Genomic DNA, 26,136 nt, shown 5'->3' with positions numbered 1-26,136 from the left:
TATCTAAGCTAAGCGATTGGCCGCTAATTATTATTTACGATACATCTTAAATTGTAAATACAAGTCATTATATATGCCTAACCAATGATTGCCTAGGTTGTTATAGACTTCTAATTTCTTGATTGTTTGTTCATCAGGATAAAAAGCTTTATCTTCTTTAATTTCTTTTGGTAGCAAAGCTTTAGCCTGATTATTAGGTGTGGCATAGCCAATGTACTCAGCATTTTGAGCGGCGTTTTTAGGCTCTAACATAAAATTAATAAAGGCATAGGCTTCTTTTTTATGTTTTACTGTTTTGGGAATAACGAGATTATCAAACCAGAGATTAGAGCCTTCACTAGGGACGACATAACGTAGATGAGGGTTCTTATCCAGCATCTCACTGGCTTCGCCTGAGAAGGTTACGCCTACGGCAGCATCCCCTTGGATCATATAGCCTTTCATTTCATCAGCAACAATTGCTTTGATATTAGGCGTTAAATCCTGTAATTTTTTTTCAACTGCTGCTAGCTGGTCTTTATTTTTCGAATTTAAACTATAACCAAAGCTATTTAGACCTAGCCCCATGACCTCGCGTGCCCCATCAACTAACATAATCTTATTGTTATATTCTGGACGCCATAGATCAATCCAATGCTTGGGCACCTGATCCACCAACTGTGTGTTATACACTATGCCAACCGTTCCCCAAAAATAGGGTATGGAATAGTCGTTTTGGGGATCGAAGCTTTTTCCGACAAAGGCTTCTCCGATGTTAGAAAATCCTTTGATTTGGTGCTTATCTAGCTTGACCAAAAGTTTTTCTTTAATCATTTTGTCAATGGTGTAGTCGCTTGGCACAGCTACATCGTAGGTGGTTCCGCCTTGTTTAATCTTGGTATACATGGCTTCATTGGAATCAAAGGTCTCGTACTGAACTTGGATACCCGTTTCTTTTGTAAATTTTTTAAGCAGGGCAGGATCGATATAATCACCCCAATTATACACAACCAGCTTATCGGATTGGTTAGCTGAGCCCGATTTTTTAGTAATGGTAAACGAGAGGGTCGCAAGCAGCGCAATAATCACAAGAACCCCCAGGATAAAGGAATACAGTTTACGCATGCTTGTCCTCCTTCTCTTTTGAAATGTAATAATAACCAATCACCAATAAAATAGAGAAGAAAAAAACGATGGTCGAAAGGGCATTGATCTCAAGGGAAATCCCGTGGCGAGCACGAGAATAAATCTCCACTGATAAGGTTGTAAAGCCATTTCCAGTTAAGAAAAATGTCACCGCAAAATCATCTAAAGAATAGGTAAAGGCCATAAAATAGCCTGCAATAATCCCTGGTGTTAAATAAGGTAGCATGACTTCTTTGAGCATTTGGAGATAGCTAGCGCCTAAATCATAAGCAGCATTCACCATATCTTGATTCATTTCTTTCAAGCGAGGTAAGACCATCAAGACCACAATCGGTATCGAAAAGGCAATATGGCTTAGCAAAACAGAAAGCAGGCCCAACTGAAACTTCAAAGTGGTGAATAAAATCAAAAAAGAAGCTCCAATCATGACATCTGGCGAAACCATTAGCACATTATTAACTGATAAAAAAGCATTTTGCCATTTTTGGCGTCTTTCATGGATATAAATGGCTCCAAAGGTGCCTATAGCTGTGGCAATTAAAGCACTTAAAAAGGCAAGAACAAAGGTTTGAAGCAAAATAGACATCAAGCGACTATCTGCAAACAGGGCTTGATAGTTATCTAAGGTGATTCCCTTAAACCCATTCATATCACCGCCCTTATTGAAGGAATAAAAAATTAAATAGAAAATCGGCACATAAAGCAATACAAAGGTAAAAGTTAAATACAAGTTAGCTATTTTTTTCATTTACTTCTCTCCTTTGTCGCCCACATAATCACAACCATAGTAATAATTAAAACAACTCCAATGGTCGAGCCCATGCCCCAGTTTTGTGTCGTTAGAAAATGCTGCTCAATAGCTGTACCAAGGGTGATAACCCGGTTACCACCAATCAAGCGTGTCAACATAAAGAGACTAAGACTAGGAATGAAAACTGACTGAACACCAGCTCGCACCCCATTTAAAGACAAAGGGAAAATCACTTTTAAAAAGGTCTGCCATTCATTAGCTCCTAAATCTCGACTAGCATTAATCACATTGGTATCAATATCATCTAAAACATTGAAAATCGGTAATAACATAAAGGGCAATTCAATATAGGACGCCACAAAAATAAAGGAAAAATCAGTAAATAGTATCTGTTTGGGACCAATGCCGATAAAGGTCAAAAAGGCATTCACACCACCTTCTTGACCAAAAATCCCCATAAAGGCATAAGCCTTAAGCAATAGATTTACCCAAGTTGGTAAAATAATCAGCATGAGCCATAATTGTTTATGTTTTAGTTGCCTTAAAAAGAAAGCAGCCGGGTAGGCTAACAACAAGGTAACCACAGTAATAATCCCAGCATATAAAATAGAGTTAAAACTCATTCTAAGATAAGTCCAAGAGCTAAAAAAAGTCTGATAATTAGCAACGGTTACCTTGCCTTGAATGTCAAAAAAAGATTTATATACAAGGAGAGCCACCGGTGCTAGTACAAACAAAAAAATCCACAGAAAATAAGGAAGGGAAAAAAGCTTAGAGGTTTTCTTCATTGCGTTCCTCCTCAATGGCATTAATTAAACCATCTTCGTAGTCTTCGCTTTCCACATATTCTTCAATCCGAGCATCGAACTCTTCTTCTGTTTCATTCAAACGCATGATATGAATGTCTTCTGGTGTGAAATTAAGACCAATAACTTCGCCTTCGATCGCCTTTCGTGTCGAATGAATCATCCATTCATTGCCTCGTTCATCATAGGCAATAATTTCATAATGCACACCACGAAATAGCTGTGTATCAACCTTAACCTGTAATTTCCCTTCTTCTGGCAAGGTAATTTGCAAGTCTTCTGGCCGAATCACAACTTCGACTGGTTCATTGGGGCGCATGCCACCGTCTACTGATTCGAAGGTTTGTCCATTGAAAGAAACCAAATAGTCTTCGATCATAATGCCGTTAATAATATTTGATTCACCTATGAAATTAGCGACAAAATGATTGATGGGCTCATCATAAATATCTACCGGACTTCCCGATTGCACAATTTCTCCTTCGTTCATTACAAAAATCCAGTCACTCATTGCAAGTGCTTCTTCTTGGTCATGCGTAACAAAGACAAAGGTAATACCTAAGCGTTGTTGCAGTTCACGAAGTTCATATTGCATCTCTGTGCGCAGTTTTAAGTCTAAAGCAGACAGAGGTTCATCTAACAGAACAAGGCGCGGCTGATTAATAATTGCTCGCGCAATGGCAACGCGTTGTCGTTGGCCACCTGATAGCTTTTGAATCGGGCGGCTTTCAAACCCTTCTAAGTGCACCAGTTTCAAGGTTTCTGCTACGCGAGCAGCAATTTCTGCTTTTGGCACTTTTTTCAATTTTAAGGCAAATGCAACATTATCAAAAACATTCATATGTGGAAACAAGGCATAATTTTGAAAAACGGTGTGAATGTCGCGTTTGTTAATAGGCAAGTCATTAATACGTTTGCCATCAAGATAGACATCACCACTCGTTGCATCCAATAGCCCTGCCATGATGTTTAAAATGGTTGACTTCCCTGAACCAGAGGCTCCCAATAAGGTATAAAATTTACCTTCTTCTAGCTCAAAGTTAATATCTTTAAGCACCCTTGTCCCGCTATCTTCAAAGATTTTGGTAACATGGTCAAATGCGATAATTGGCTTAGTCAATTGTCATAAATCCTCCATAACACTTTCTTCCATTTTCTCACCAATAATGCGAACTTCTCGCTCGAGCCTGACCCCAGAACGAGCTTCAACAGTAGTAATAACATGGGCGATTAGCTTTTCATAATCAGCGGCGGTACCATCGGCAACATTAATCATAAAGCCAGCGTGTTTTTGTGAAACTTCAACGCCACCAATACGATAGCCCTTTAAATGAGATTCCATGATTAATTGCCCAGCAAAATGCCCTAAAGGACGTTTAAAGACCGAGCCACATGAAGGGTATTCCAAGGGTTGTTTCAGACGACGCAAATGATTTAAACGATCCATTTCCTGCCCAATCTGATCATAATTGCCAGGTTTTAAGGCAAATTTTGCCGAGATCACAATATCACCGGTTTCTTGAATAGCTGAATGACGATAACCAAAGGCCATATCACGTGCCGAGAGGGTTTTTATCTCACCTTCTGGTGTTAAAACTTTGGCCGATAAAAAGATATGTGCCATTTCACCGCCATAAGCTCCGGCATTCATAAAAATAGCACCACCCACACTCCCAGGGATGCCACAAGCAAATTCAAACCCTGTCAAGCTATGAAATTTAGCCACTTTTGTTGTCTCAATTAAGTTAGCACCAGCTTCTGCCTCGATGGTGTAGCCATTAACCGTCACACTATTTAAGTTATCTAATAAAATAACAAAGCCCCGAATTCCACCATCTCGAACAATTAAATTACTTGCGTTACCAAGCACTAACCAGGGGATGTCATGCGCATTTGCATAGGACACCACTCGTTTTAATTCGTAGCGATTTCTTGGAAATACTAAATAATCAGCCGGACCGCCTACTTTAGTATAGGTATACTTTTTTAAAGGTTCGTCGAAACGAATATCAATTCCTTCTAATTCACTAATCATGGATAACTTCTTTCCAATTCTTTACCTTTGACATTAAAAAATCGACACAAGGCGGGTATTATTATACCAAAAAAAATTAAAAATAACGATAATTTTTTCAGACCCTGCCTTGTCTAATTAACTTTTCGAACACCTGATAAATCTAAGGCTGTTAGATAGTGCGACAGCAATTTGCCGTCTGGCTCCAGCCGCAAGTTTGGAGCGATTTCTAAAAGTGGTATCAGCACAAAAGCGCGTTGTGTCATATAAGGATGCGGGATAAGCAAATCATCAGAAGTGATGCGCTCATGATTAAAAAGCAGCAAATCAATATCAATTGTCCGTGGTCCCCACTTCTCATGTCGGACACGGCCTAAGGCCTGTTCGATAGCTTGCGTTTTTGATAAAAAAGCATGCGCAGACATAGTCGTTTCGACCTGACACGCGATATTCAAAAAATCTGCCTGATCTTCCTTGCCCCAGGCTGCCGTTTCATAATAAGAAGACACAGCTATTAAATGCGTCTCGGGTAAATTCGCAATAGCTTGAACAGCATCATTTAAATAGGCTGTCCGATCTCCCTGGTTACTTCCTAATGATAAAAAAATAGTATTCATCGGCTACGCTCCAAATAGATGCCAACAGAGTCATAGTGCCCTGCAATTGGCGGATTTTCTTTACGAATAGTAATACAGATGGTTTGAATGAGAGCATACTCCCTAAAGAGCTGCTGACAAATGGTCTCTGCCAAATGCTCAATCAATTGATGCCTGGTTTGCTCTACTTCCTTTTGTATCGTCTCGTAAACCAGGCCATAGTGGACGGTATCTTCCACCTGATCAGATCGTCCGGCAGGTGTTAAATCTAACCCTAATTCCAAATCAATCACAAAAATTTGACCAAGCACATTTTCTTCTTTTAAGGCGCCATGGTAGCCATAATAGCGGCAGCCATTTAATAATATCTTATCCATCCCTACCTCACATAAGCTGGCTAAAAATAGAGACAATGTCTTGGTTAGCCTTAACATTGTGGACACGAACAATCTGGCATCCCTGACTTATGGCATAAGCAGATAAGGCTGCTGTAGCTCCATCACGCTCAGTGGCTTTCGTTTGACCTCCCATTAAAACATCTACAATACGTTTGCGTGAAATTCCAAATAAAACAGGGTAACCCAGCTGACAGACTTGCTTGAGGCCCTTTAACAAATCCTTATTATGCTGAGCATTTTTAGCAAAACCAAAACCAGGATCAAGCCAGATATTTTCCTTGGCGATCCCTGCTTTTTGCGCCATAGCCGCTCGCTCTTTAAGAAACACACACACTTCTTTGGTGACATCTTGATAGCTCTCTGCTTTTTGATTATGCATCAAAATAATCGGGACCTGGTACTTAGCGGCCAACTCAAACATCTGGCCATCATAAAGGCCCGCCCAGACATCATTTAAAATATCTGCCCCGGCTGCTAAGGCAGCTTGCGCTGTTTTTGTTTTATAGGTATCAATGCTCACTAAAACATCACAATGCTTTTTAATAGCCTTGATGACCGGTACCACTCGATTGATTTCTTCAGCAGTGGAGACAAATTGGCTACCTGGACGGGTTGATTCCCCGCCAACATCAATAATTTTTGCACCCTCTGCAATCATTCGCTTAGCCTGTTGCAAGGCTAAATCAACTGAATTATAAGCCCCGCCATCAGAAAACGAATCCGGGGTCACATTTAAAATCCCCATAATTGCAGCTTTGCCATCAAGGGAATACTTTCCTATCTGCATGCTATTTTCCTTTCCTTACGATTTTAATAACGTTAATAGTTCCCTACGTGCTTCTTTGTCAGCCTGGTAGATTCCCCTTGCTGTCGTTGTCAAAGTCTTACTACCAGGTTTTTTAACCCCTCGCATGGTCATACACATGTGCTCTGCTTCGAGCAAAACATAGACACCTTTGGGATCAAGTGCCTCAACTAGGGCATCTGCCACTTGAGCTGTTAAGCGTTCCTGCAATTGCGGTCTTTTGCTAGCCACCTCAACTGCTCGTGCTAGTTTACTTAGCCCTGTCACTCGTCCACCACTAGGTAAATAGGCAATGTGGGCCTTACCATAAAAAGGGACTAAATGATGCTCACACATTGAATAGAAATAAATATCTTTTACAATAACAACATCTTCATGATTTTCTGTAAAGACGGCAGTAAACTGATCTTTGGGTTCTTTTTGTAAGCCGGCAAACATTTCCTTGTACATGTTTACCACACGTTTTGGCGTATCAACTAAACCTTCACGCTCTGGATTTTCCCCCATCGCCTCAAGTAAGTGATAAATAGCTTGTTCAGCCTGTTCGATATTCATTTTTTGATTCCTTTACTGTTAAGTTACTGAGGTGGGTTCTTCATTGAACCAATATTGTCGTACTTGGGCAATAAAATAAAGGGAGCCTGTCACTAAGTAAAAATCCTCATTACTGTTGACATGGCGTTTAGCTAACCAGTCACGAAAATGCGCAACTTTAGGATATTTTGCCGGATAAGCGTCCAAAGGATAGGCCTTTGGATGAGAAAAAGTCGTCACCTGCAAGTCGCCCTGGTCTCCTAGCAAATCCAGCATCTCCGCAATGGGTTTAGTATCAATAGCAGCAAATAAAATATGGATTTTTTTGAGGGCATAGCGCTCTTTTAAAACCTCAATCAAGGCCAAAACACTTTCTCTGTTATGGGCACCATCAATCATGACATTCTGAGCCAAAAGCTCCGTGCGCCCCTGCCAGTAACTCTCTGCCAGACCACGCTTAATAGCGGCTACAGTGATCTTAGGAAATCGCTTGCGCAATAAGCAAGCAGCCATGATGGCCAAAGCCGCATTGGACACCTGATGCTTACCTGGCATAACCACATCAATGCCAGCAATTGAAACTTGATCCGCGGTAAAATAAAAACCCTGCTCTGCTTTTTGTAAATTAAAATCACGAGAAAATTCATATAAAGGTGAGTTCAGCTGGGCTGCCTGCTCCACAAAAACCTGGCGAGCATCGGGATTGGAAATGGCGATTAAAACCGGCTCACTTCCTTTAATGACGCCAGCTTTTTGTTTAGCAATAGCCTGATAGGTTGAACCTAAGATGGCTTGATGATCTAAGCCAATGGATGGACAGATCACCAACTCAGCCTGAAAAACATTGGTAGAGTCATAAAGGCCGCCTAAACCTGCTTCGATTACTGCGATGTCTACCGGATGAACCTGACCAAAATACACAAACATGATTAGCGTAATTAATTCGAATTCTGTCAACTGGCCAAAGCTAGTTTCTTGGATTAGCCGTTTGGCAACAGGTTTGACCCGATTTGCTACCAACACTAAATCAGCTTCAGAGATCATTTGCCCATTAAGACTGATTCGCTCTTTGAAATCCATAATATAGGGTGATGTAAAAGTTCCCACCTCATAGCCAGATTGCGTTAATATATGTTGAAGATTATTTACAGTAGATCCCTTGCCATTCGTACCAACCACATGCACCGCTACTAACTTTTCTTGAGGATTATCTAATGCTGCCAAACACCAGCGCATACGCTCTAATCCTGGTTTGATACCAAATTTTAATTGCCCCTGTATCCATTCTAGAACTTCTTGATAAGTCATGAGCTACCTCTTTATTTCTCTCCTTAACTAGTATAGCACAGCATAAAAAAAGCGGAAGCGATTGCACAAAGCCACTTTTTTATATCATCTTATTATCAATTGTCCGATACAACTAAGCCATCTTGATCAACCGATAAAGCAAGAACCTCTCCAGCTAAATTAAGCTTATGAAGTGTCTCTAACAAGTCAGGAACCACTTCCATAGGACATAAGGAAATAACAGTCGGTCCGGCCCCTGAAAGATAGGTAGCATAAGCACCTACTTGTTTGGCGGTATGTTTAATTTCTTGAAATTCAGGAACTAGCTTTTGCCGGTAAATTTCATGAAATTGATCATTTTCAATAGCACGTCCAGCTTCAACCATATTGCCTGTTAAAAGGGCGGCAATGGCAACATTGGCAACAGAAGAGGAGGTGACTGCTTGCTTATAGGAAAACTGCTGCGGCAAGACCGCCCGAGAATCCGTTGTTTTTAATTCATAATCAGGAATATAGGCTACTATTCCGACTGTGGGAAAGGGAGCCTTAATATAAGAGACATCGCGATTAACTTGTGAGGCTATGATCAAGGAACCAAAAATCGCTGGCGCAACATTATCTGGATGCCCCTCAATGGCTGAGGCAATCGCAAGCTTCCGATCAGCTGTCAAGTCTAGATGAGCTAATTGGTTGGCCAACTCAACTCCAGCAACAATCACGGAAGACGATGCCCCAAGACCTCTGGCCAAAGGAATATCTGAAAGCATTCGCAGGCGATGAGGTTGTAAATCCGGAGCAATTTGGAGGGCTGTCTGTAAAAGCAAATTACTTTTGTCATGGGCAATCCCATCTAGTGTATGTTCAATAAACCACTCATCTGCTTCTTCTAGCACCTCTATTTCAAGGTATTTTGATAAAGCAACACCAACTGAATCAAATCCAGGTCCTAGGTTGGTTGATGTTGCAGGTACTTTAATGAGCATCTTCGTCTCCTAACACTTCAAAACGTTCAATGAGGTGAGGCTGGCCGTTTCCTAAAAAACACAACCCAACTCGGTGCTAACTACTTTTAGTCAATAACAGTGCCATCTTTAGCAAACAAAATAGATCCTGTCGGAAATCCCTATCCATTCACTAAAAAAGCTCCTGGTCTGTTCCCATTAATATGCAACTGGTATGAATACCTAATAAACTTAGATGAATGAAATCAGCAAAAATGGGTACAAATACCCAGCTGATTTGCTTTAGTGGCATGTCAAGATAGCTAAACTTTTTCAACATTCCATTTACTTCATTATACCAAAAATTAATGGCAAAGACAGCGTTTCCCCTCAGCAATCACTAAAAAAGCTCCCAAAGCTGATTTAAAGCTCATAAAAACATGGTATAATAAGGTATTGATTTTATAAAGGAGTTTACCATGCTAAAACGTATGTTATCTGGGCTTGTAGCCATTGTCCTTTGCTTAACACTTGTCCTTGGACTTCTCACCTTTTTTAAGCCAAATTTGGTAAGGACACTCATCCATCCAACCACAACACGACAGGTGTCAAGAGCCACTCATAAGCCAGTAAATCAAAGTAAGACCAACCCTTCTTCTCAGATACCTCAAACTAAAAAGGCAAAGCAGCAAAAGGCCAACTGGCAAAAAACAAAACAGCCGGTTGCTTTTCCCATTCTCATGTATCATGCCATCCATGTGATGGCCCCGCAAGAAGCTCCAAATGTCAATCTCATTATTGCTCCTAAGCTATTTGAAGAGCAAATCAAAGCCCTGAAGTCAGCCGGCTACTACTTCCTTACTCCTGCAGAAGCCTACCGGGTTTTAACCCAACAAGAAAAACCAGCTGAAAAGATTGTTTGGTTGACTTTTGATGATAGTATGATTGACTTTTATAAAATGGCTTACCCCATTCTTCGTAAATACCAAGCAAAAGCAACCAATAATGTCATTACCGGCCTGACTCAAGCCAAAAGTCCAGCCAACTTAACATTAGAGCAAATGAAAGAAATGAAGCAAGAAGGCATGTCCTTTGAAGACCACACCGTCAACCATCCAGATCTCGCACAGTCTGATCCTGCTACTCAAGAAGCAGAGTTAGCTGACTCTAAAAACTATTTAGACCAAGAACTGGACCAAACAACCACCACTGTTGCCTATCCTTCTGGCCGCTACACTGAGCAAACCTTAGCCATTGCTAAAGCACTTGGATATAAACTCGGGCTTACCACCAATGAAGGCTTAGCTAGCCAAGCAGATGGTCTGCTGTCTTTAAACCGTGTGCGCATGATGCCAACGACTTCTGCCCAGCAATTGCTAGCCCAAATCGCCATAGCAAATTAGACCTGTAGCTTTTGATGTCTATACAAGCATTTTTTAAAAGCTCCTCCTTTTCTCAAGACACTGATAAGATCTTGAGAAAAGGAGGAGCTTTTAGTGCATAACAAAAAAGATTGAAGAAAGCAGCACAAGAGGGGGCTTTCTTCAATCTGAGCGGCTGACTAAGCTTAACAGTTTAATCATTCATTCTTAACTGCAGTGCTTGTCTTTGATAATGCTTATAGAGTAGGCCAAAATGGCCACGATGGTGCTTGCGCCAAGGCTTATCTCGTCCACAAAAATGAAGAAACAACGTATTTGCAACAATCCAATCATCATTACATTGACCTGAACTTCTCAAATAATAAAGCTTTGCCATTCGCGTGTCGAAGTTATAATAGTCATCGGCAATAACTAAGATTTGATGGCCATATAGTGCATTAAGAATATCCTGGTCAGGTAAAAAGAGCAAGGGGCCTTTTTCCTCTATAAATGTCAAGATGGTTTGTCGTTTAACAGTAGTGCGAATAGCCTGTAAATTCATTAACAGAACCCCAGAATTTACATAATTGGAGGCCTCGAAGTTACCCAACCGGAATTTATTCATCAGCTCTGTCACATTTCGTTCCTTAGTATGACTTGCTGCTGCATACAAATAGTCTCCCAAATGCATATGATAAAAGCTGGTAATGTCATTTAGACAGAGAATATCCGCATCAAGATAAAGAATGCGCTCAAGTTTTTTAGGTAAAAATTCATGTGCTAAGAGACGATAATAAATAGTCTCAGGGTATCTATCACTAGTAGGGGCCTCGGAAAATTGATTGTCACCAATCACTACGGGATGATAGACGACACGCTCAAGCTGTTGACAAAAATCCCTAATGTCAGCATCTTTTTGCAGTAAATCTCTTTGCAAAACATAGACATCAAATGTTGCCTCAGGGGTCTGTTTGACCACAGAATATAAGGTGACCATAAATTGGTCCACATAACCGTCATCAATTGAAAATAAAAGGTTGATTGGTTGCATACGGGCTCCTTTATCTAATCAAAATCTATTATAGCGACTTTTGCAAGAGTTTTCAAGAAGGCATCTAGCACCAAGTTAAAGACATGATAATTGGCAAACTTCCCTTAGCTACTAGGAATGTCACTGGTCCATACCAAGTACCGTACTCAAGATACACTCACGTCTTCCTTGGAGATAAAACACTACTGGACCAGCCTCTTCATTCTTAGAATTGGACTTTTTTTCTGCCAGCAAACATCACCAAACCCTTATGCTAATCCCCCAATATATACAATGACTGCTTTTTCTCGGGTGTCAGCACGAAGCCCTACTTAGTTGCAAACTAAAAAGCACTGCCAATCACAGTGCCAAAGATCATCTAAGTTGTTCTATTTATTGTGTGTTTCGAAAAACAAACCATTTACTAAGGATATAGTTGACAACAATGACCACAACTTGGCCGATTAGGGTTTCTATACCATTGATACGCGTCACATCATTTTCGACAAATTGACCAATAAGCCCAGGAAAGCGTTCAACGAGAAGGTAAGCCATAGCGACATCCAAAGCCAAAGTGACTAATCTAGCTAGGCCAAATTTGATCAAACGCGCCAGCCATCCGGTAGAGACCTGCTTAAAGACAAGGATGTCGTTGGTCACAAAGGCAAACAAAATGGCAATAATGTTTGCCAAAGTCGCTGACAGCGTTGCCTGGCCGATTAGCCAAAACAAAAACAAGCGACTAAGGATATAAACCAAAGTTGTCAGTATCCCAAAGATAAGGTATAACACCAACTCGTGATGGAGGATTTTCTTAAAATGAATCAGCATGTTTCTCCTGTTTTTGAATGAGACAGAGCTAAGCTGTCTGCTGAGGCGAGCGCTATAGTTAGCACCTAGATCCTACCAGCTCTGCTACTTTAGGTCGGTTTCTTTGATAATATAAACAGGCCTTTTTTTAGTCTCTAAAAATATTTTGGCCACATATTTTCCAAGAATGCCCAAGCAAAATAGCTGAAGACCTCCAATAAAAAGAATGACAACAATCATACTAGCCCAGCCATCAACACTACCACCGACTGTAAGCTTACGCACAATGACAAAAAGAATACCAAGCAAGGAAGCGACAAACGACATCAAGCCACTATAGGTAGCAATACTGAGCATGGCTTCAGAAAAATTAATGAAGCCTTCTAACGAGTAACGCACCAATTGCCAAAAATTCCAAGAGGTCGCACCAGCTACTCGCTCCCGATTATCAAAGGCAATGTAATAGGTATCAAAACCCACCCAAGCAAAAATCCCCTTGGAAAATCGATTTACCTCTCCCATCTCTAAAATGCTATCAACCACTTGCCGAGTCATCAAGCGAAAATCCCGAGCACCATCAACAATCTTGGTCTCAGAGACAGCGTTGATAATTTTGTAGAATTGCTTCGCAAAAAAGGTTCGAATCAAAGGTTCCCCTTCGCGGTTTTTACGACGTGTACCAACAATGTCATAACCTTCGAGAATCTTCTGATACATGGCACCAAGGAGTTCAGGCGGATCCTGTAAGTCTGCATCCATGACAGTAACATAGTCCCCACTTGCATAATCCAAGCCCGCAAGTAAAGCACTCTCCTTACCAAAATTCCGAGAAAAGGAAATAAAATGGACATTGTCCCACTTAGCACTGATTTGCCTTAAAACCTCTAACGTCTTATCATTTGAGCCATCATTTACAAAAATATAATCAAATATCAACCTATCTGCTAACTGGCTTTCATATTTTTGTGTCTCTGCCAAAAAAAGCTCAATTGTTGCCTCTTCATTATAGCAAGGAACCACAACCGACAAACGCTTCGTCCTATCAGCCATAAACTCACCTTCTCCTTATTTACACATTCATGCCATTTAACTCATCTATTTTATCACAAAATTGATTTCTTGGAGACATTTTCTTGCAAATCGCAGATAAAACCTGACTGTTTGCCAAGCTTTGCTTTGGTTACGAAAAATGTGAAAATTGCAAGTAAACAGCGCCAGCTATTCCTTAAACTGGTGCCAAACTGCGCTTGCCGCCCCATCATTTAGGAACTGAGCTCTTTAAATTAAAAAACAGAAGGCTAAATTTTAGCCTTCTGGGTATTCATGTGGTGTCTTGATAACTGCCTTGCTTGATAATGTTTAGCAGCCCTCAACACCAGCAGTTAACAATGTGTTTAAGCTTACTTGTTTGTGATCTTACTGATCATCATATTTTTTCTTGGACCGTTTAAAGAGGAATCCGCTCGTCAACAGGGCAAGCATTCCAGCGATTATTCCCTGACTCTTCTTATCTGCAGTGTTAGGAAGGACTTGTTGCAGCGTAGCTGTTTCAGTTAGCTCGGTTACCTGTACTGGTTTTGTGTCTAACTTGCTTGCTTTAGATTCTGCCCCTACTTCTTCTAAAGAAGGCTTCGCTGGGTTAGGGTTAACATCTGGAGCTGATACTTTTGGCAAGTCGTTTCCTTGCTGCGGCTGCTCAGATGGCGCTTTTGGCTTTTCTTGGTTAGGTTCTTGTGGGAGTGTATCAGTGTTTTTATCTGGATCAGTAGCCTTAGCTTTATTGAGCAGATCTGATAGCTTCACAGTCGCAAAATTACCAGCCTTGTCTTCAACAACTACTGTTAATTGCTCAAGAGCAACAGCAATCTCTTCACCATCACTTTGAATGATTTCTGGCAGCTGGACTTTTCCGTCTTTGTCTACTGGGAAGTAGTGATAAAGCGTTTGTTCACCCAGCTCTTCATCATTTGAAACATAGGTCAAGACTAGCTGAACACGGTAGACAGGTGTCTGAGTCACCTCTTTAGACAAGTCCAGAGTGACTGTGCGATCATTGTCCTCAAAGTGAGCACTTAAAGGCAGCATTGGGGCCTGCGTGCTAACTTGAACAAGGAAATCAGTCTTTTGCTGAATTGCTCCTTCAGCAACTGGGGTATAAAGTAAACGATAAGTGTACATACCATCAGCTACTATCTTTTCAGCTTTATCTAAACCTGACCATTGTAATAATTCCATCGGTGTATGACCAGCATTTCGAGTAGAATCATTAGAGAAATTTTTACGATAAGAAGGTACTGATTCGCTTTCCCAAATAATGTTTCCGTCTTTGTCAATAACTTGAGCTGAAATATCTTTAACATTTCTTAAGAATGTGGCTTGTGGGATAATCTCATCGCGGTTACCATCCTGATTAGGTGAAATCGCAAAGTATGGTTGATGGTTTGCATCTACTTCTAAGACATGTATCATTTGTTCGTTGACATCACGCTCAAAAGTACCTAAGATGATTCGCTTAGGACTTTCTGGAGCTAATTCTAGCTCGCCATCATTATTAACATAATCAACATAACCCCATGAGGCAGACTGTGTCAGAAGTGCAGTATAGTTATTGGTCTCAAATGGAGCATTTTCATTATATTCCAATTGGTCTTTATGATCAGAAGGATTTGGAGTGTAGTAGAAAGTTCCCTTTGAAAGATTATTGTAAATAGACTCTTCAAGAGCATCTAAATTAGCAAAGTCACCTTTAAAACCGACAAATGGGATACTCATTAATTCAGTAGCACTCGTTTCAGTTTCTTTAAAGCGTACAAAACCTTCTAAGAAATAGCCCTTGGCCATTTGCTCTGTTAATTTTTGAGTGAATTGACTGGTATCAATGGTGAATTTTAATTGAGTCTCTTTGCCGCTTAGGCTGACCTTTTGCCATGGAGTATCCAGTAGAGCTTGAGGTTTGAGGGTGAAGGCGCCATTTTCCACCTGATCTGTTACCACATTAACCTGATAGAATAAATCTTTGTTTTCTTTTCCAAGATTATGGATTGTAACCATTACTTCAAATTGGTCACCAACTTGTTTAAGATTAATTTTTGCTTTTCCATCAGTTCCTGTCACATAGTAGTGAGCGGCCATTGCTTTTTCTGCATCAACTACTCCTGCACCTTGTTGCCGAGGTGAATAGTAAGCCTGACTCTCTTGACTATATAAGGCTGTTGCCGAACTCATTAGAATGTTTTTAGTCATTTCTAACAATTGCTTAGGCGTTAAGTTCATATCCTTATATTTTTCTGCCAGGTGGCTTTTAAGCATTGCCATAATTCCTGCTACATGAGGAGCAGACATACTAGTACCAGACAAGGTTTGATAGTCATTATTATAAGCTGATGAATAGATTTCATAACCAGAGGCAGTTATATCCGGCTTGATATTTCCTTCAGGTGTCACACCCCAACTAGATTGTGGCAACATACGATTACCACCCACACTCTCAACAACTTCAAAGTCATGGTTAAATGTTAAAGTAGGAGCTCCGCTCTTTAAGCGATTACCTGCTGAGTTACTCATCACACCCACAGGTAATTCTCGATAAGGAATAAGAAAATTACCTTCTTTAACCTGATCATTGAAAATAACTACGCCAGCAACTCCTGCTTTTTGGGCATTTCTGATCTTAGTGGCAAAGTCAAGGCCGCCACCACGCTCAATAAGAGCGAGTTTTCCTTGGAAAGCTGTGGCATTAAAATCTTGCTCTGTACCATAATGGGCATAGACTAAATCGTAAGTTTTTCCCTTATTAAAAGGTTTAGAGGTTGTAATAGGAATTTTTAGAGTCTCGCCATTAACAGTTGCTACTACCACCTCACTCAATGTCGCTGCTGCCTCATAACTAGCAACACTCAAAGTATTCTCTGAAATGGCTGGGCTGTTAACAGTCCCGTAATCAGGATGTAGAGCGCGTGGCTTTCTGTAATCCATGCCAAAGGCACCCTCATTACCAGCTGCAACCACAAGAGCTACGCCTTTTTCGGCAGCTAATTGTAATGCTGCTTTCACCTTGTCATTAAGAATATTAAGGGAGTCTGCAGCTCTTCCAAGACTCATATTGATGGTTTGAGCTCCTAAGTTGACCGCATCAGTAATTGCTTGTGCATAAGATTCTGAAAATTTATCTGACATACGTTCAGCAGCAATTCTTTCTGGAATCCGCAGCAGCATTAACTGAGCATTCGCAGCTAATCCTTCCATCAAAAATCCATTTGCAGCTGGACGCTTACCATTTCCCGCTAAAATTCCTGCAACATGCGTACCATGTAGGATATTTCTGGCTTCTGGTCCATAGACGTCTGCCATTGCCGCTGCTGCATTTCCAATGATTTCTGTATTTTTATCATAATTATGAGCAAAAACAATCTTATCATTTATCCATTTACCATAAGCAATATTTTGCTCAGCTTTTAATTTTTCAAAGTCTTCCTTAGTGCGAAGCAAGCGTTTGCCGTCGGTTTGGTGATCAATACGGAAAATCTCATGATTAACATCAAAACCTGTATCAATAATCGCCACTAATGTGCCTGCACCTTTTTGAGTTGCAGCTTGTAATCCCGTAACCTTAGAAGGGTCCACAACAGTTAATAATGACTTGCTACCAGGAACACCTTCTTCCTCATAAGCAATTGGGCTATTTTCTGAACCATCTAAAGTTAAGGCTAATGTATCTAGATTGTCAGCTTGATTTTTAGGAGAATCTAGTGTTGACTCTGCTGCGTCAGGCTTAGTCAACCCCTCATTCTCAAGTCCAAGTCCCAGTGTCGATAGATCAAGATCCTTTGATAGTTCTTCTAATAGTTCATCTTCGGTTTTACCATCAAGATCAGCGGTTAAATCAAGATCTTCAACAGAGACTGTACTCTTGACCACAGTTTCACTAACAGCTGGCATTGCCTGCTCTTGTGCATTTGCGGCTTTTTCTTCTGCTTGGATCTGATTACAGTGCATCAGTAAAATACTAGTCGTAATAAGTGTTAATTTTAAAATTGCTTTTTTCGAGTGACGGTTGTTCACTATATGTTTTCCCTTCAAAATAAGTCTGTATATTATATTACAATAAAGTTAAAAGATTAACAATAGGTTTAAGTAAAATAATGGCTACTTGGTCAAAAATTAAGCAGCAAGACTTCATTCCTGCAACTCTAGGTTAGTTTTAAAGCAGCATGAAGCATCAGCAAGTTCAAAAAACATTCTGTTTATGGCATTTCCTATCAAGGAATTTCTTAGCTTATGTTTTGTACAAGGACCTAATTTCAAGTAACGTCAAGCATCTCAGAGGAATCCTTCTTATTACATTAAAATACTCTCATTTTCAAACCTTGTGATGCTTATTCTCTTATCTTTTAAGAGAATAAGCAATATGACAGCTAAAAGCAAAGAGCAAAGAGCTTTGTAGCCGATAACCAGCCACTTTAGATCGGCAAATTAGCTGTCAAACATCCAAAGGTCGGGGCACAGATGTCCACAGCCTTTGCTAACTTTCTTCTTATTTAAAAGACTAATAAATAAACGATGACCAGACCTGAAACAATTAAGACACATGGAATCGTGTAGGCCACAATCTGGTTAAATTTGAGTTTGAAATTGGACAGGTAAGACAGAGCCCAAAATGGCACAATCAAGTTAGTTGTCGCATCTCCCAGTTGATAGGCTTGTAAAATTTTCCCTAGATCATTGCCAACTTCAATCGTTGCAGGGACAATGTAGGGCGCTTCAATCACAAATTTAGAGCCACCTGATGGCACTGCAATGTTAAGCAAGGCTGAATAAATATAAGCAAAAACAGGCCAAGTGGTACCATTTGAGATATTGACAAAGAAGTGAGAAATCTCTAGTCCCAAACCTGTGCTTTGAATAATCCCAAAAATACCGGCATAAAAGGGAAATTGAAGCACTAAGCCCCAAGAAGACATCACGCCGTCTTTAAAGAGTGACGCGTAGTAATCAGGACCTTGTTGACCGCAAAGTAATAAACCTAGACCAAGGAATAAGAAGTTGAAACTATTCAAATCAAGGCCAGATAAGCCCACTACTGAGAAGTGATAGAGGCTGTAACCAAAAATGGCTCCACCAATAAGGTACATCACCACCCGTGAAGCGTTCATCTTCTCAGCTGGTGTATTTCTAGGAATGACGATATGTGAGGCCCCGTTAATACTATTTTGATAGATCTCATCATCCAGTTCCATAATTTTAGCGTCGTCTTTTGGATGTGCTAACAAGGCAAAACAAAGGGGTACTAGCATACACACAATCAAAAGACTGATGAAAGGAACATTTAAAACAGATTCTGTTAAGGGAACACTTTCAGGTACCACCTGTTTATAGGCTTGTGCAACACTGTTGCGCAAATAGTTTGGCGTTGCCGAATAAAGAACGGCTGCCCCTGACAAACCAGAAGTTGCTGGTAAAAAGGTAAAGAATAAGGTTGCAACAAACAAAGGGGTGTGAACTTTAATTCCTTTTTGTCGGGCTTGGACGAGCAATTCTCTACCAAATACAATCGCCACCATCATGCCTAATCCCCAATGTAAGAAACCAAAAACAGATCCTACAATGATTGAAAAGATAAAGATTTGCGTCCTTGTTTGAGGTAGTTTTGCTAAAAATTTAAAGAGTTTATGAGCTGGTGGTGAACTAGCGACTGCATTTCCGGTTGCCAAAAGCACTGTCATCTGCATGGCAAATGATAAGAGTCCCCAAAAACCATTGACCCAGCCATAGATAATTCCGCCTGTTTTTTCTGCACCAATCAAGGGACTATCTGTCATAAATATAGCCATTGCTACCACTAAAAAGGTTAGGATAAAACAGATAAACAGCGACTCTGGCATCCATTTCATGAAGCCATCAATGTAACGATCCATAAATCTTTTTTTGCTTTTGATATCATTCATGTTGTTCTTTCCTTTCGTATGGTCTGAAGAACTTTTCCCTATTTATCACACGATCTTTTTGACGAGTAGTTGTAAGCGCTTCGTCGGTTGTCATCCAGGTCTGTGTTACTTTTTTAAAGTTTTCATCCACATCTCAATTATGACAGCATTTTCAAAATAAACAACTATCTCTTTTTTATTGCTGCCATAAATGCTTCTTATGGACGTAAGCCTAGCTCATACAATAGAGTCACCATCAAGTGACAATGAGAAAAATTAACTATGGCAAACCAAAGCTCGTGTTGGCCAAGAACTTGAGCAGTCAAACAAGCTATGCTGATAGCCATTTTCAAAGAAGGATAGCAATAAGCTGTTCGTTCAACTTGTAAGTCCTTCCAATAGCCTTTATCACGGGGGTTAAGAGTATGAAGTATAGGCAGATGAAGCAATCACTTAGAAATAAAAAACCAGATGCTTAACACGTATAAACACCTGGTTTTTCTTGTTAATCACGTAGTTGTAAAGCAAACTTTTGTGGCAGGCTAGCGTGAAAGCCTTGACTCCTTTAGGAGTTTACAGTTTACTTTCATTATCTGAGCAAGGCTAGCTCATTTGATTTTTTCAGTAATGTAGCCTGCCAAGTCTGAAATAGAGAACTAGCTATACCAGGACAGGCCAGCTTAAGGCACTCCTATAAAGACTATCAGAAGCTGACTATCTAACCTTTTGCCATACTTAAAGCAACCCCACTTGCTGCTTGAATATCATCAAAAGTGAAGCCTTCGCTAATTTCAATCACCTTAATACCATCAGGTGTTACTTTAAACACACCCATTTCTGTGATAATAAGATCAACAACCCCCTTTGCTGTTAGAGGTAACGTGCATGCTTTTACAAGCTTATGTCTACCTTTATTGGTATGTTCCATCGCTACAATCACTTTTTTAGCGCCAACTAACAAGTCCATTGCACCACCCATGCCAGGAACCATTTTCCCCGGGATGAGGTAGTTGGCAATATCTCCATTTTCTGCAACTTCCAAAGCACCTAAAACAGTGAGATCAACGTGTTCTCCGCGAATAATTCCAAAGGAATCGGCACTATTAAAGAAAGCAGCGCCTGGATAAACAGTAACAGGCTGACCACCTGCGTTAACAATCACGGATTTGGGATCATCTGATTTGGGGCCTAAACCAATAAAGCCATTTTCAGATTGGAAATAAACTGTCACATCGTCAGGCACAAAATTAGCTACTTTTGTTGGTAAACCAATTCCTAGATTAACCAAAGCACCATCTGTCAATTCTTGTGCGACACGCTTTGCAATACGATTTTGAATCTCTTCTTTACTTAATTCAATGGCCATAGCTATGCTCCTTCTTCAACAATATAGTCCACAAAAATATGTGGCGTGTGAACATATTCGGGTTGTAAGGCACCGACTGGCACCACTTCTCTGGCTTGTACAATCGTAGTCTTAGCACAGGCTGCCATCAACTGGTTAAAATTATTTTCTGACCCACTATACTGTAGATTTCCAAGTTCATCAGCCTTATTGGCAAAAATCAAGGCAACATCTGCTTCAAATGGGTATTCTAACAGATAAGTTCTGCCATTAATGGTTTTCGTTTCTTTTCCTTCAGCCACCAAGGTTCCTACGCCAGTTGGTGTGTAGAAGCCTCCAATACCATAAGCTCCAATCCGGATTTTCTCTGCAAAGGTTCCTTGGGGGATGAGCTCGATGGTAGTTTCTCCAGCAGTCATCTGTCGTCCTGCCTCTTTGTTTAAACCAATATGGGTCGCATAAATCATCTTAAATTGGTGTCCAGCAACCATTTTGCCAACTCCTCGGTCAATGAACCCCGCATCATTACAAATTAAGGTTAAGTCTTTTGTGCCTTTTTCCACCAGTGCATCAATTAACGCTTCTGGTGTTCCATTAGCCATGAACCCCCCCACCATAATCGTATCACCATCTTTAATATGACTGATAGCCTCTGCGATTGAAATTGTTTTACTCTTTTTCATACGATTACCTTCTATCTTGCTACAATTAAACTTTGACCTTGTCCACCACCGATACAGAGTGTGGCTAGACCATAGCGCGCATCACGCTTAGCCATTTCTGCTAGTAGAGTCACTAAAATACGGGCACCAGAAGCACCAATTGGATGGCCTAGGGCAATTGCACCACCATTGACATTAACCTTGTTATCATCAAATCCAAGGTCTTTAGAGACTGCCAAGGCCTGAGCCGCAAAAGCTTCATTTGCTTCAATTAAGTCCATATCATCAATCGCTAATTGTGCTTTTGCAAGGGCTTTTTGTGTCGCAGGAATCGGACCGCAACCCATAATACTTGGATCCACACCAGCACTAGCATAGCTAACAATTCTAGCCAAGATTGGTAAGCCCAACTCCCCAGCTTTTTCCTTACTCATCAACAAGAGCGCTGCAGCTCCATCATTAATTCCAGAAGCATTACCTGCTGTTACCGTTCCGTTGTCCTTCAAAAAGGCTGGTCGCAAGGCTGCTAATTTTTCGGTAGTTGTATCAAATTTAGGGTATTCATCTTGATTAACGATAAGCGGGGCACCCTTACGCTGAGGAACCGTTACCGGAGCAATTTCATCTTTAAATCGGCCTTGTTCAATGGCATTCTGTGCTTTTTGTTGGCTATTAGCTGCAAATTGATCTTGCTCTTGTCTTGTCAGCTGATACTTCTGAACAATGTTTTCAGCGGTCATTCCCATGTGATAACCTTCAAAAGCATCACTCAAGCCATCTTTAAGCATGGTGTCCACTACTTTGGCATCTCCCATGCGCGATCCCCAACGTTGGTTTTGTAAAATATAAGGAGCTTGACTCATATTTTCTGCACCACCAACGAGGACAATCTCGGCGTTACCAGCTTGAATTTTTTGAGCACCTAACTCAACTGTTTTCAATCCTGACCCACAGACCATATCAATGGTAAACGCTGGTGTCTCATAAGGTAACCCTGCATGAAGAGCAATCTGCCTAGCGACATTTTGCCCAAGTCCAGCATGCAAGACATTTCCAAAAATAACTTCATCAATAGCATTAACAGGAACCTTTGTCTCTTCTAAAATTTTCTTTACAACTGTAACACCTAAGTCTACAGCTGAAATTAATTTAAAGGCGCCACCAAAACTCCCAATTGGAGTACGAAATGCTGATGTAATAACAACTTCTTTAGCCATAATTTTCTCCTTTTTTTAATTATTGAAACGCTTACATTTTTATTATATAATTTAACTTATAATATACAAATATCGTTTTATTATATTTTCCATAAGGAAAACTTATCGAAATGAGGGGGCCTATGAATATTTCGAGTTTAGTTTATTTTGTTGAAATCGTTAATTGCAATTTTAACCTTACAAAAGCGGCACAGAAAAATCATATTTCACAGCCAGCCCTAAGTAGTTACATCAAAACTATTGAAAATGAAGAAGATGTGGTCTTGTTTCAAAGAGAAAAAGGCCGACTCGTTGGCCTGACTTCAGTTGGAGAACGCTTTTTTGAGAATGCTAAAGTGGTGATTTCATCCCATGAACAACTCATAGCTGATCTTAGAAATGAATCAAAAAAATATAAGGGAGAAATCACTATTGGGATTCCCCAATTAATTTCTGGCATTATCTTTTCAGAGCTCATCCCGATTCTCATTGAGGAAAACCCAGATATCAAGTTTAATATCATTGAGACTGGGGCATATGAGCTGCAAAAAAAGCTATTTATAAAAGAAATAGACTTTGCTATCCTACTGACTCCTACAACGCTAGATCCTAATATTGCTGATATTGAAATCCTGCTAAGAGATCAACTGTGCCTTTATATGGGAGAAAAAACCTTTCAAGAGAAATTTCATCGAAATGCTCACATTCATATCAAAGACCTCCATCGGGATAGTCTAGTGACTTTTGATTCAACTTTCATGATTAATCATCAGCTCCAAACCCTATTTAAAAGCGAGTGTATCAGCCCCAAAATCAAATACTACTCAGCCTCCTGGGACTTTTTACTTAATAGCACGCGCCATTCTTCTTATCTGACCATTTTGCCAAGACCGATCACCCACTTTGCTAATATGAAGGGCCTTGTTGAAATCCAGCTCGTCGAACAACCCAAATGGGAAGTCGTGCTTGCCTCCTTAAAAAGTGATAAAACCAGCCATTTAAAAACATATATCAGAAATACCATTGTAGATTATTTCAGCAATCAGCATTTCTAAGCAAAAGTGCCAATCTACCAATATCACTAGTAACTGAGCAAACCCTAAACACAGCAAAAAATAGCCTTATTGAAAAGACGTACCCCAAAAGTTAGACAGAAAATCTAACGATTGGGGTGTTTTGGTATAAAATTAACCTATGCGACAAGTTTGATAAGCACTGTCATCACTCCTTTTTTAACGAACTCTAAAAAAGAACGTGTCCAATGGAAACAAGGTTTATCGCCATTGAACACGCTCAACTGAACTATTTTAAACTGTTAAAAGGGAAACTTACCGGTCACATTTACTCTTTTTCTGTTGCTAAATAGTTATAAATAGCAATTACTAATGCTAGTAAACTCAAGACACCAATGACTTGCACCAATAATTTGGTGGGCTGCCTAAGCGTCTGCATCTGTGTCAACATAATGAAAATAGCATTTATAAAAATGATAAAATGACATAAAATACTTACTATTTGAAATTTCATATGCTAGCTCTTTCTTATTTTTATGATATGGTCTACTTTATTATAGACATCAGGGGAGTGTGTCGCTATAATGATAATTCTTTTATCATTTTTTAGTTCCAATATGAGCTCAATGATTTCATCACTATTTTTTTTATCCACAGAAGCTGTTGGTTCGTCTGCCAAAATAATGGGAGAGTCTTTTAGGATTGTTTTAGCAATGGCTACACGCTGTGCTTCTCCGCCTGATAAGGAAAATATTTTTCTACTTAAAGCAAGATCCAAGTTTACTCTCTTAAGTGCGGTTCGCATCTGGGCTAAGCACTCTTTTTTTCCTAGTTTTTTACCAATAAAGGCCAGCTCTAAATTCTCTTGGATCGTTCTATTTTCTATTAATCCAAAATTTTGAAATAAATAGCTCAGATAATGCTTAAAATAGACCTTTTCCCTGATTTTACTTAGCTCAACTCCATCAACAAAGATGACACCAGAATCAATTGTTTCTAATTTGCCGATAATATTTAAGAGAGTGGTCTTACCAGACCCTGACTCTCCTATCAAAGCATAGGACTCTCCCTCACAAAACGCATAGCTAAAATCTTCTAAAACAGGGTGCTTATCAAATTTTTTATCAACATTTCGTAATTCTATCACGCTACTGCCCTTTCAAATAATCACGATGTACTCTTTTTTCCCTTGCTAGTTGACACGAAAATAGGAGTAACAACAAACTTAAATAAAGTATCGGTACTGTTGCTACAGTATAAGAATAGCCCAAAAAGAAGGTCACTAACCCAAGGAGAACATAACTCATGCAAAGGGTGAGCAAATACTTTTGATGTATGGCTACTAACCCTTGTCCCGCTAGACGCTCTAAAAAATGCACCCTTCTGCCTTGATAAAAATAGACCCGATTCATTAATAGGAATAATAAAAATGATGTCAGTGTGCTTATCCCTGTTGAGATGATTAACATGACTTTTTGGGTTAACATACTAGTCATGCGCGTTTCAATAGATAATCGTCCATTTGTTAGTGAACCAAAGAGAGCTGTTAACTCATGCTTTTGAATCATTTCGATGACTGTTTTAGGGTTATTTACCAATAGAGTGGCGGTCGATAACTCCTCAAAATTTGGTTTTTCAACAATAATAATCGGATCTTTAACACTAGCCACATTTGAGCATCGTCTACCAATAGTTGAGTAAACAGGATAGGTAAACACATCACCACCATCATATAAAAAAGCATTTATTCTTGCATTAGGATGAGGATTTTTAAATGTTGCATCTTTGGGCAAAAATCCCCTTTCTTCAAAGTAAGTCCATTGCTGCTTTAACACATGGAAATGACGCTTTTGCATGTTTGGAATCAAAATCATTTTATCATATGTCTTCATCTCGCTCATAAATCCTCTGGCCGCTTTGGATAACTGTAATCCTGTTTCTTTGACATAATTATTATTAACATAGATCACATTAGAGGTTAAATCTGCCGTCGGCTCATACTTAGAAGATTTTTGCTTAGTGGGTAGCACCGCTATATTATCCAACATATCAACCCTATAAATAATGGTGGTACTTTCAGATACCGCTTTAAAAAAGTTAGCCTTTTGTTGCTTTAATAGTGATGGTAGCTGCCTAGCGCCTATCGGAACATATGTATTTTGTAATTGTCCTGTTTCGTTATTTAATGGTTCTACTATTCTTCTAGCTAAGATTAATCTTTTTTCCCTAACAAAATGGCTAAGCTCCTTTGGAAAAACCACTGTAGATTTTTCAACAACAATAATATCTCTAAATCCGCCAAATAGTTCACTTTCGTGAGTTTTAATAAAGAGAGTGCCTATCACACTAAGCAACAGAAAAGAAAAGAGAATCAAAGCTCTTTTAAAATTATGATACATTTTTGTCCTTCACCTAGTATAACTTCCAGACGCTAGCTGGAATGTTCTTCTAAAAAAGGAGGATTTCTCCTCCTACATTCATCCGATAACAGGTGCATGTTTTTTTCTGTACACGCCAACCAGGCTAAACATTGCACTTG

General features: G+C 39.8%; 24 protein-coding genes. 2 read left to right on the top strand and 22 right to left on the bottom strand.

Features of this window, described 5'->3' with window-relative positions:
- Positions 1-30 precede the first annotated feature (30 nt).
- The 11 genes from K5J94_RS06650 to thrB all read right to left on the bottom strand — a co-directional run bounded on the left by K5J94_RS06650 (position 31) and on the right by thrB (position 9,299).
- Positions 31-1,104: an ABC transporter substrate-binding protein gene (locus K5J94_RS06650; protein WP_159564566.1), complete on the bottom strand. Its 1,074-nt coding sequence runs from the start codon at positions 1,102-1,104 to the stop codon at positions 31-33.
- A complete protein-coding gene (locus K5J94_RS06645) occupies positions 1,097-1,873 on the bottom strand; it encodes an ABC transporter permease (protein WP_221912682.1) in 777 nt (258 codons plus the stop codon). Before K5J94_RS06645 ends, K5J94_RS06650 begins: the two co-directional genes overlap by 8 nt.
- Positions 1,870-2,664, bottom strand: coding sequence for an ABC transporter permease (locus K5J94_RS06640; protein ID WP_159543783.1), 795 nt, complete (start codon positions 2,662-2,664; stop codon positions 1,870-1,872). Before K5J94_RS06640 ends, K5J94_RS06645 begins: the two co-directional genes overlap by 4 nt.
- Positions 2,648-3,802 carry an ABC transporter ATP-binding protein gene (locus K5J94_RS06635; RefSeq protein ID WP_159543785.1) on the bottom strand — a complete coding sequence of 385 codons (1,155 nt, stop codon included), beginning with the start codon at positions 3,800-3,802 and terminating at the stop codon, positions 2,648-2,650. Before K5J94_RS06635 ends, K5J94_RS06640 begins: the two co-directional genes overlap by 17 nt.
- A gap of 3 nt (positions 3,803-3,805) precedes the next feature.
- Complete coding sequence (gene murB, locus K5J94_RS06630) at positions 3,806-4,717, bottom strand: UDP-N-acetylmuramate dehydrogenase (protein ID WP_159564564.1); 912 nt, start codon at positions 4,715-4,717, stop codon at positions 3,806-3,808.
- A gap of 113 nt (positions 4,718-4,830) precedes the next feature.
- A complete protein-coding gene (folK, locus tag K5J94_RS06625) occupies positions 4,831-5,313 on the bottom strand; it encodes a 2-amino-4-hydroxy-6-hydroxymethyldihydropteridine diphosphokinase (RefSeq protein ID WP_221912680.1) in 483 nt (160 codons plus the stop codon).
- Positions 5,310-5,669, bottom strand: a complete 360-nt coding sequence (gene folB / locus K5J94_RS06620) for a dihydroneopterin aldolase (protein WP_159559643.1) — start codon at positions 5,667-5,669, stop codon at positions 5,310-5,312. Before folB ends, folK begins: the two co-directional genes overlap by 4 nt.
- A gap of 7 nt (positions 5,670-5,676) precedes the next feature.
- Positions 5,677-6,477 (bottom strand): dihydropteroate synthase, encoded by an 801-nt coding sequence (gene folP / locus K5J94_RS06615; protein WP_159583866.1) that lies wholly within the window; start codon positions 6,475-6,477, stop codon positions 5,677-5,679.
- A gap of 15 nt (positions 6,478-6,492) precedes the next feature.
- Entirely contained in the window at positions 6,493-7,050 is a 558-nt protein-coding gene (folE, locus tag K5J94_RS06610; protein ID WP_159564558.1) for a GTP cyclohydrolase I FolE, read from the bottom strand.
- Positions 7,051-7,068: 18 nt separating this feature from the next.
- Complete coding sequence (locus K5J94_RS06605) at positions 7,069-8,337, bottom strand: bifunctional folylpolyglutamate synthase/dihydrofolate synthase (protein ID WP_159564556.1); 1,269 nt, start codon at positions 8,335-8,337, stop codon at positions 7,069-7,071.
- Between the two features lie 95 nt (positions 8,338-8,432).
- Entirely contained in the window at positions 8,433-9,299 is an 867-nt protein-coding gene (gene thrB, locus K5J94_RS06600; protein ID WP_159543799.1) for a homoserine kinase, read from the bottom strand.
- A gap of 437 nt (positions 9,300-9,736) precedes the next feature.
- Here thrB and K5J94_RS06595 point away from each other — a divergent pair, with 437 nt between their 5' ends.
- The gene (locus K5J94_RS06595; protein ID WP_221912678.1) at positions 9,737-10,660 is read left to right on the top strand and encodes a polysaccharide deacetylase family protein; all 924 of its coding nucleotides are present in this window, start codon (positions 9,737-9,739) and stop codon (positions 10,658-10,660) included.
- A gap of 172 nt (positions 10,661-10,832) precedes the next feature.
- On the opposite strand, the gene K5J94_RS06590 is transcribed toward K5J94_RS06595, so the two are convergent.
- The 8 genes from K5J94_RS06590 to K5J94_RS06555 all read right to left on the bottom strand — a co-directional run bounded on the left by K5J94_RS06590 (position 10,833) and on the right by K5J94_RS06555 (position 22,605).
- Positions 10,833-11,669, bottom strand: coding sequence for a glycosyltransferase family 8 protein (locus K5J94_RS06590; protein WP_159548095.1), 837 nt, complete (start codon positions 11,667-11,669; stop codon positions 10,833-10,835).
- A 372-nt stretch (positions 11,670-12,041) separates the two neighbouring features.
- On the bottom strand, positions 12,042-12,479 hold the full coding sequence (locus K5J94_RS06585) for a GtrA family protein (protein WP_201447706.1): 438 nt from the start codon (positions 12,477-12,479) through the stop codon (positions 12,042-12,044).
- An 84-nt stretch (positions 12,480-12,563) separates the two neighbouring features.
- A complete protein-coding gene (locus tag K5J94_RS06580; protein WP_159559631.1) occupies positions 12,564-13,508 on the bottom strand; it encodes a glycosyltransferase family 2 protein in 945 nt (314 codons plus the stop codon).
- Positions 13,509-13,874: 366 nt separating this feature from the next.
- On the bottom strand, positions 13,875-17,519 hold the full coding sequence (locus tag K5J94_RS06575) for a S8 family serine peptidase (protein WP_221912677.1): 3,645 nt from the start codon (positions 17,517-17,519) through the stop codon (positions 13,875-13,877).
- Between the two features lie 476 nt (positions 17,520-17,995).
- Positions 17,996-19,402, bottom strand: a complete 1,407-nt coding sequence (locus tag K5J94_RS06570; protein WP_167547766.1) for a short-chain fatty acid transporter — start codon at positions 19,400-19,402, stop codon at positions 17,996-17,998.
- A gap of 697 nt (positions 19,403-20,099) precedes the next feature.
- On the bottom strand, positions 20,100-20,747 hold the full coding sequence (locus tag K5J94_RS06565; protein ID WP_221912676.1) for a 3-oxoacid CoA-transferase subunit B: 648 nt from the start codon (positions 20,745-20,747) through the stop codon (positions 20,100-20,102).
- A gap of 2 nt (positions 20,748-20,749) precedes the next feature.
- On the bottom strand, positions 20,750-21,409 hold the full coding sequence (locus K5J94_RS06560) for a CoA transferase subunit A (RefSeq protein WP_159548089.1): 660 nt from the start codon (positions 21,407-21,409) through the stop codon (positions 20,750-20,752).
- 11 nt (positions 21,410-21,420) lie between these two features.
- A complete protein-coding gene (locus K5J94_RS06555; RefSeq protein WP_221912675.1) occupies positions 21,421-22,605 on the bottom strand; it encodes an acetyl-CoA C-acetyltransferase in 1,185 nt (394 codons plus the stop codon).
- 122 nt (positions 22,606-22,727) lie between these two features.
- Here K5J94_RS06555 and K5J94_RS06550 point away from each other — a divergent pair, with 122 nt between their 5' ends.
- On the top strand, positions 22,728-23,639 hold the full coding sequence (locus K5J94_RS06550; protein ID WP_221912674.1) for a LysR family transcriptional regulator: 912 nt from the start codon (positions 22,728-22,730) through the stop codon (positions 23,637-23,639).
- A 286-nt stretch (positions 23,640-23,925) separates the two neighbouring features.
- On the opposite strand, the gene K5J94_RS06545 is transcribed toward K5J94_RS06550, so the two are convergent.
- From K5J94_RS06545 to K5J94_RS06535, 3 genes are read right to left on the bottom strand one after another with little or no spacing between them, the layout of a single operon-like run.
- On the bottom strand, positions 23,926-24,111 hold the full coding sequence (locus K5J94_RS06545) for a hypothetical protein (protein ID WP_159543810.1): 186 nt from the start codon (positions 24,109-24,111) through the stop codon (positions 23,926-23,928).
- Positions 24,112-24,114: 3 nt separating this feature from the next.
- The gene (locus tag K5J94_RS06540) at positions 24,115-24,744 is read right to left on the bottom strand and encodes an ATP-binding cassette domain-containing protein (RefSeq protein ID WP_221912664.1); all 630 of its coding nucleotides are present in this window, start codon (positions 24,742-24,744) and stop codon (positions 24,115-24,117) included.
- Between the two features lies 1 nt (position 24,745).
- The gene (locus K5J94_RS06535) at positions 24,746-25,996 is read right to left on the bottom strand and encodes a DUF1430 domain-containing protein (protein WP_221912662.1); all 1,251 of its coding nucleotides are present in this window, start codon (positions 25,994-25,996) and stop codon (positions 24,746-24,748) included.
- Between the last annotated feature and the right edge of the window lie 140 nt (positions 25,997-26,136).

Origin of the sequence: Streptococcus halichoeri, assembly GCF_019774635.1 — a bacterium.
Taxonomy (GTDB): domain Bacteria; phylum Bacillota; class Bacilli; order Lactobacillales; family Streptococcaceae; genus Streptococcus; species Streptococcus halichoeri.
Note: the sequence above shows the minus strand (reverse complement) of the source record. Positions and strands in the feature narration are given on the sequence as shown.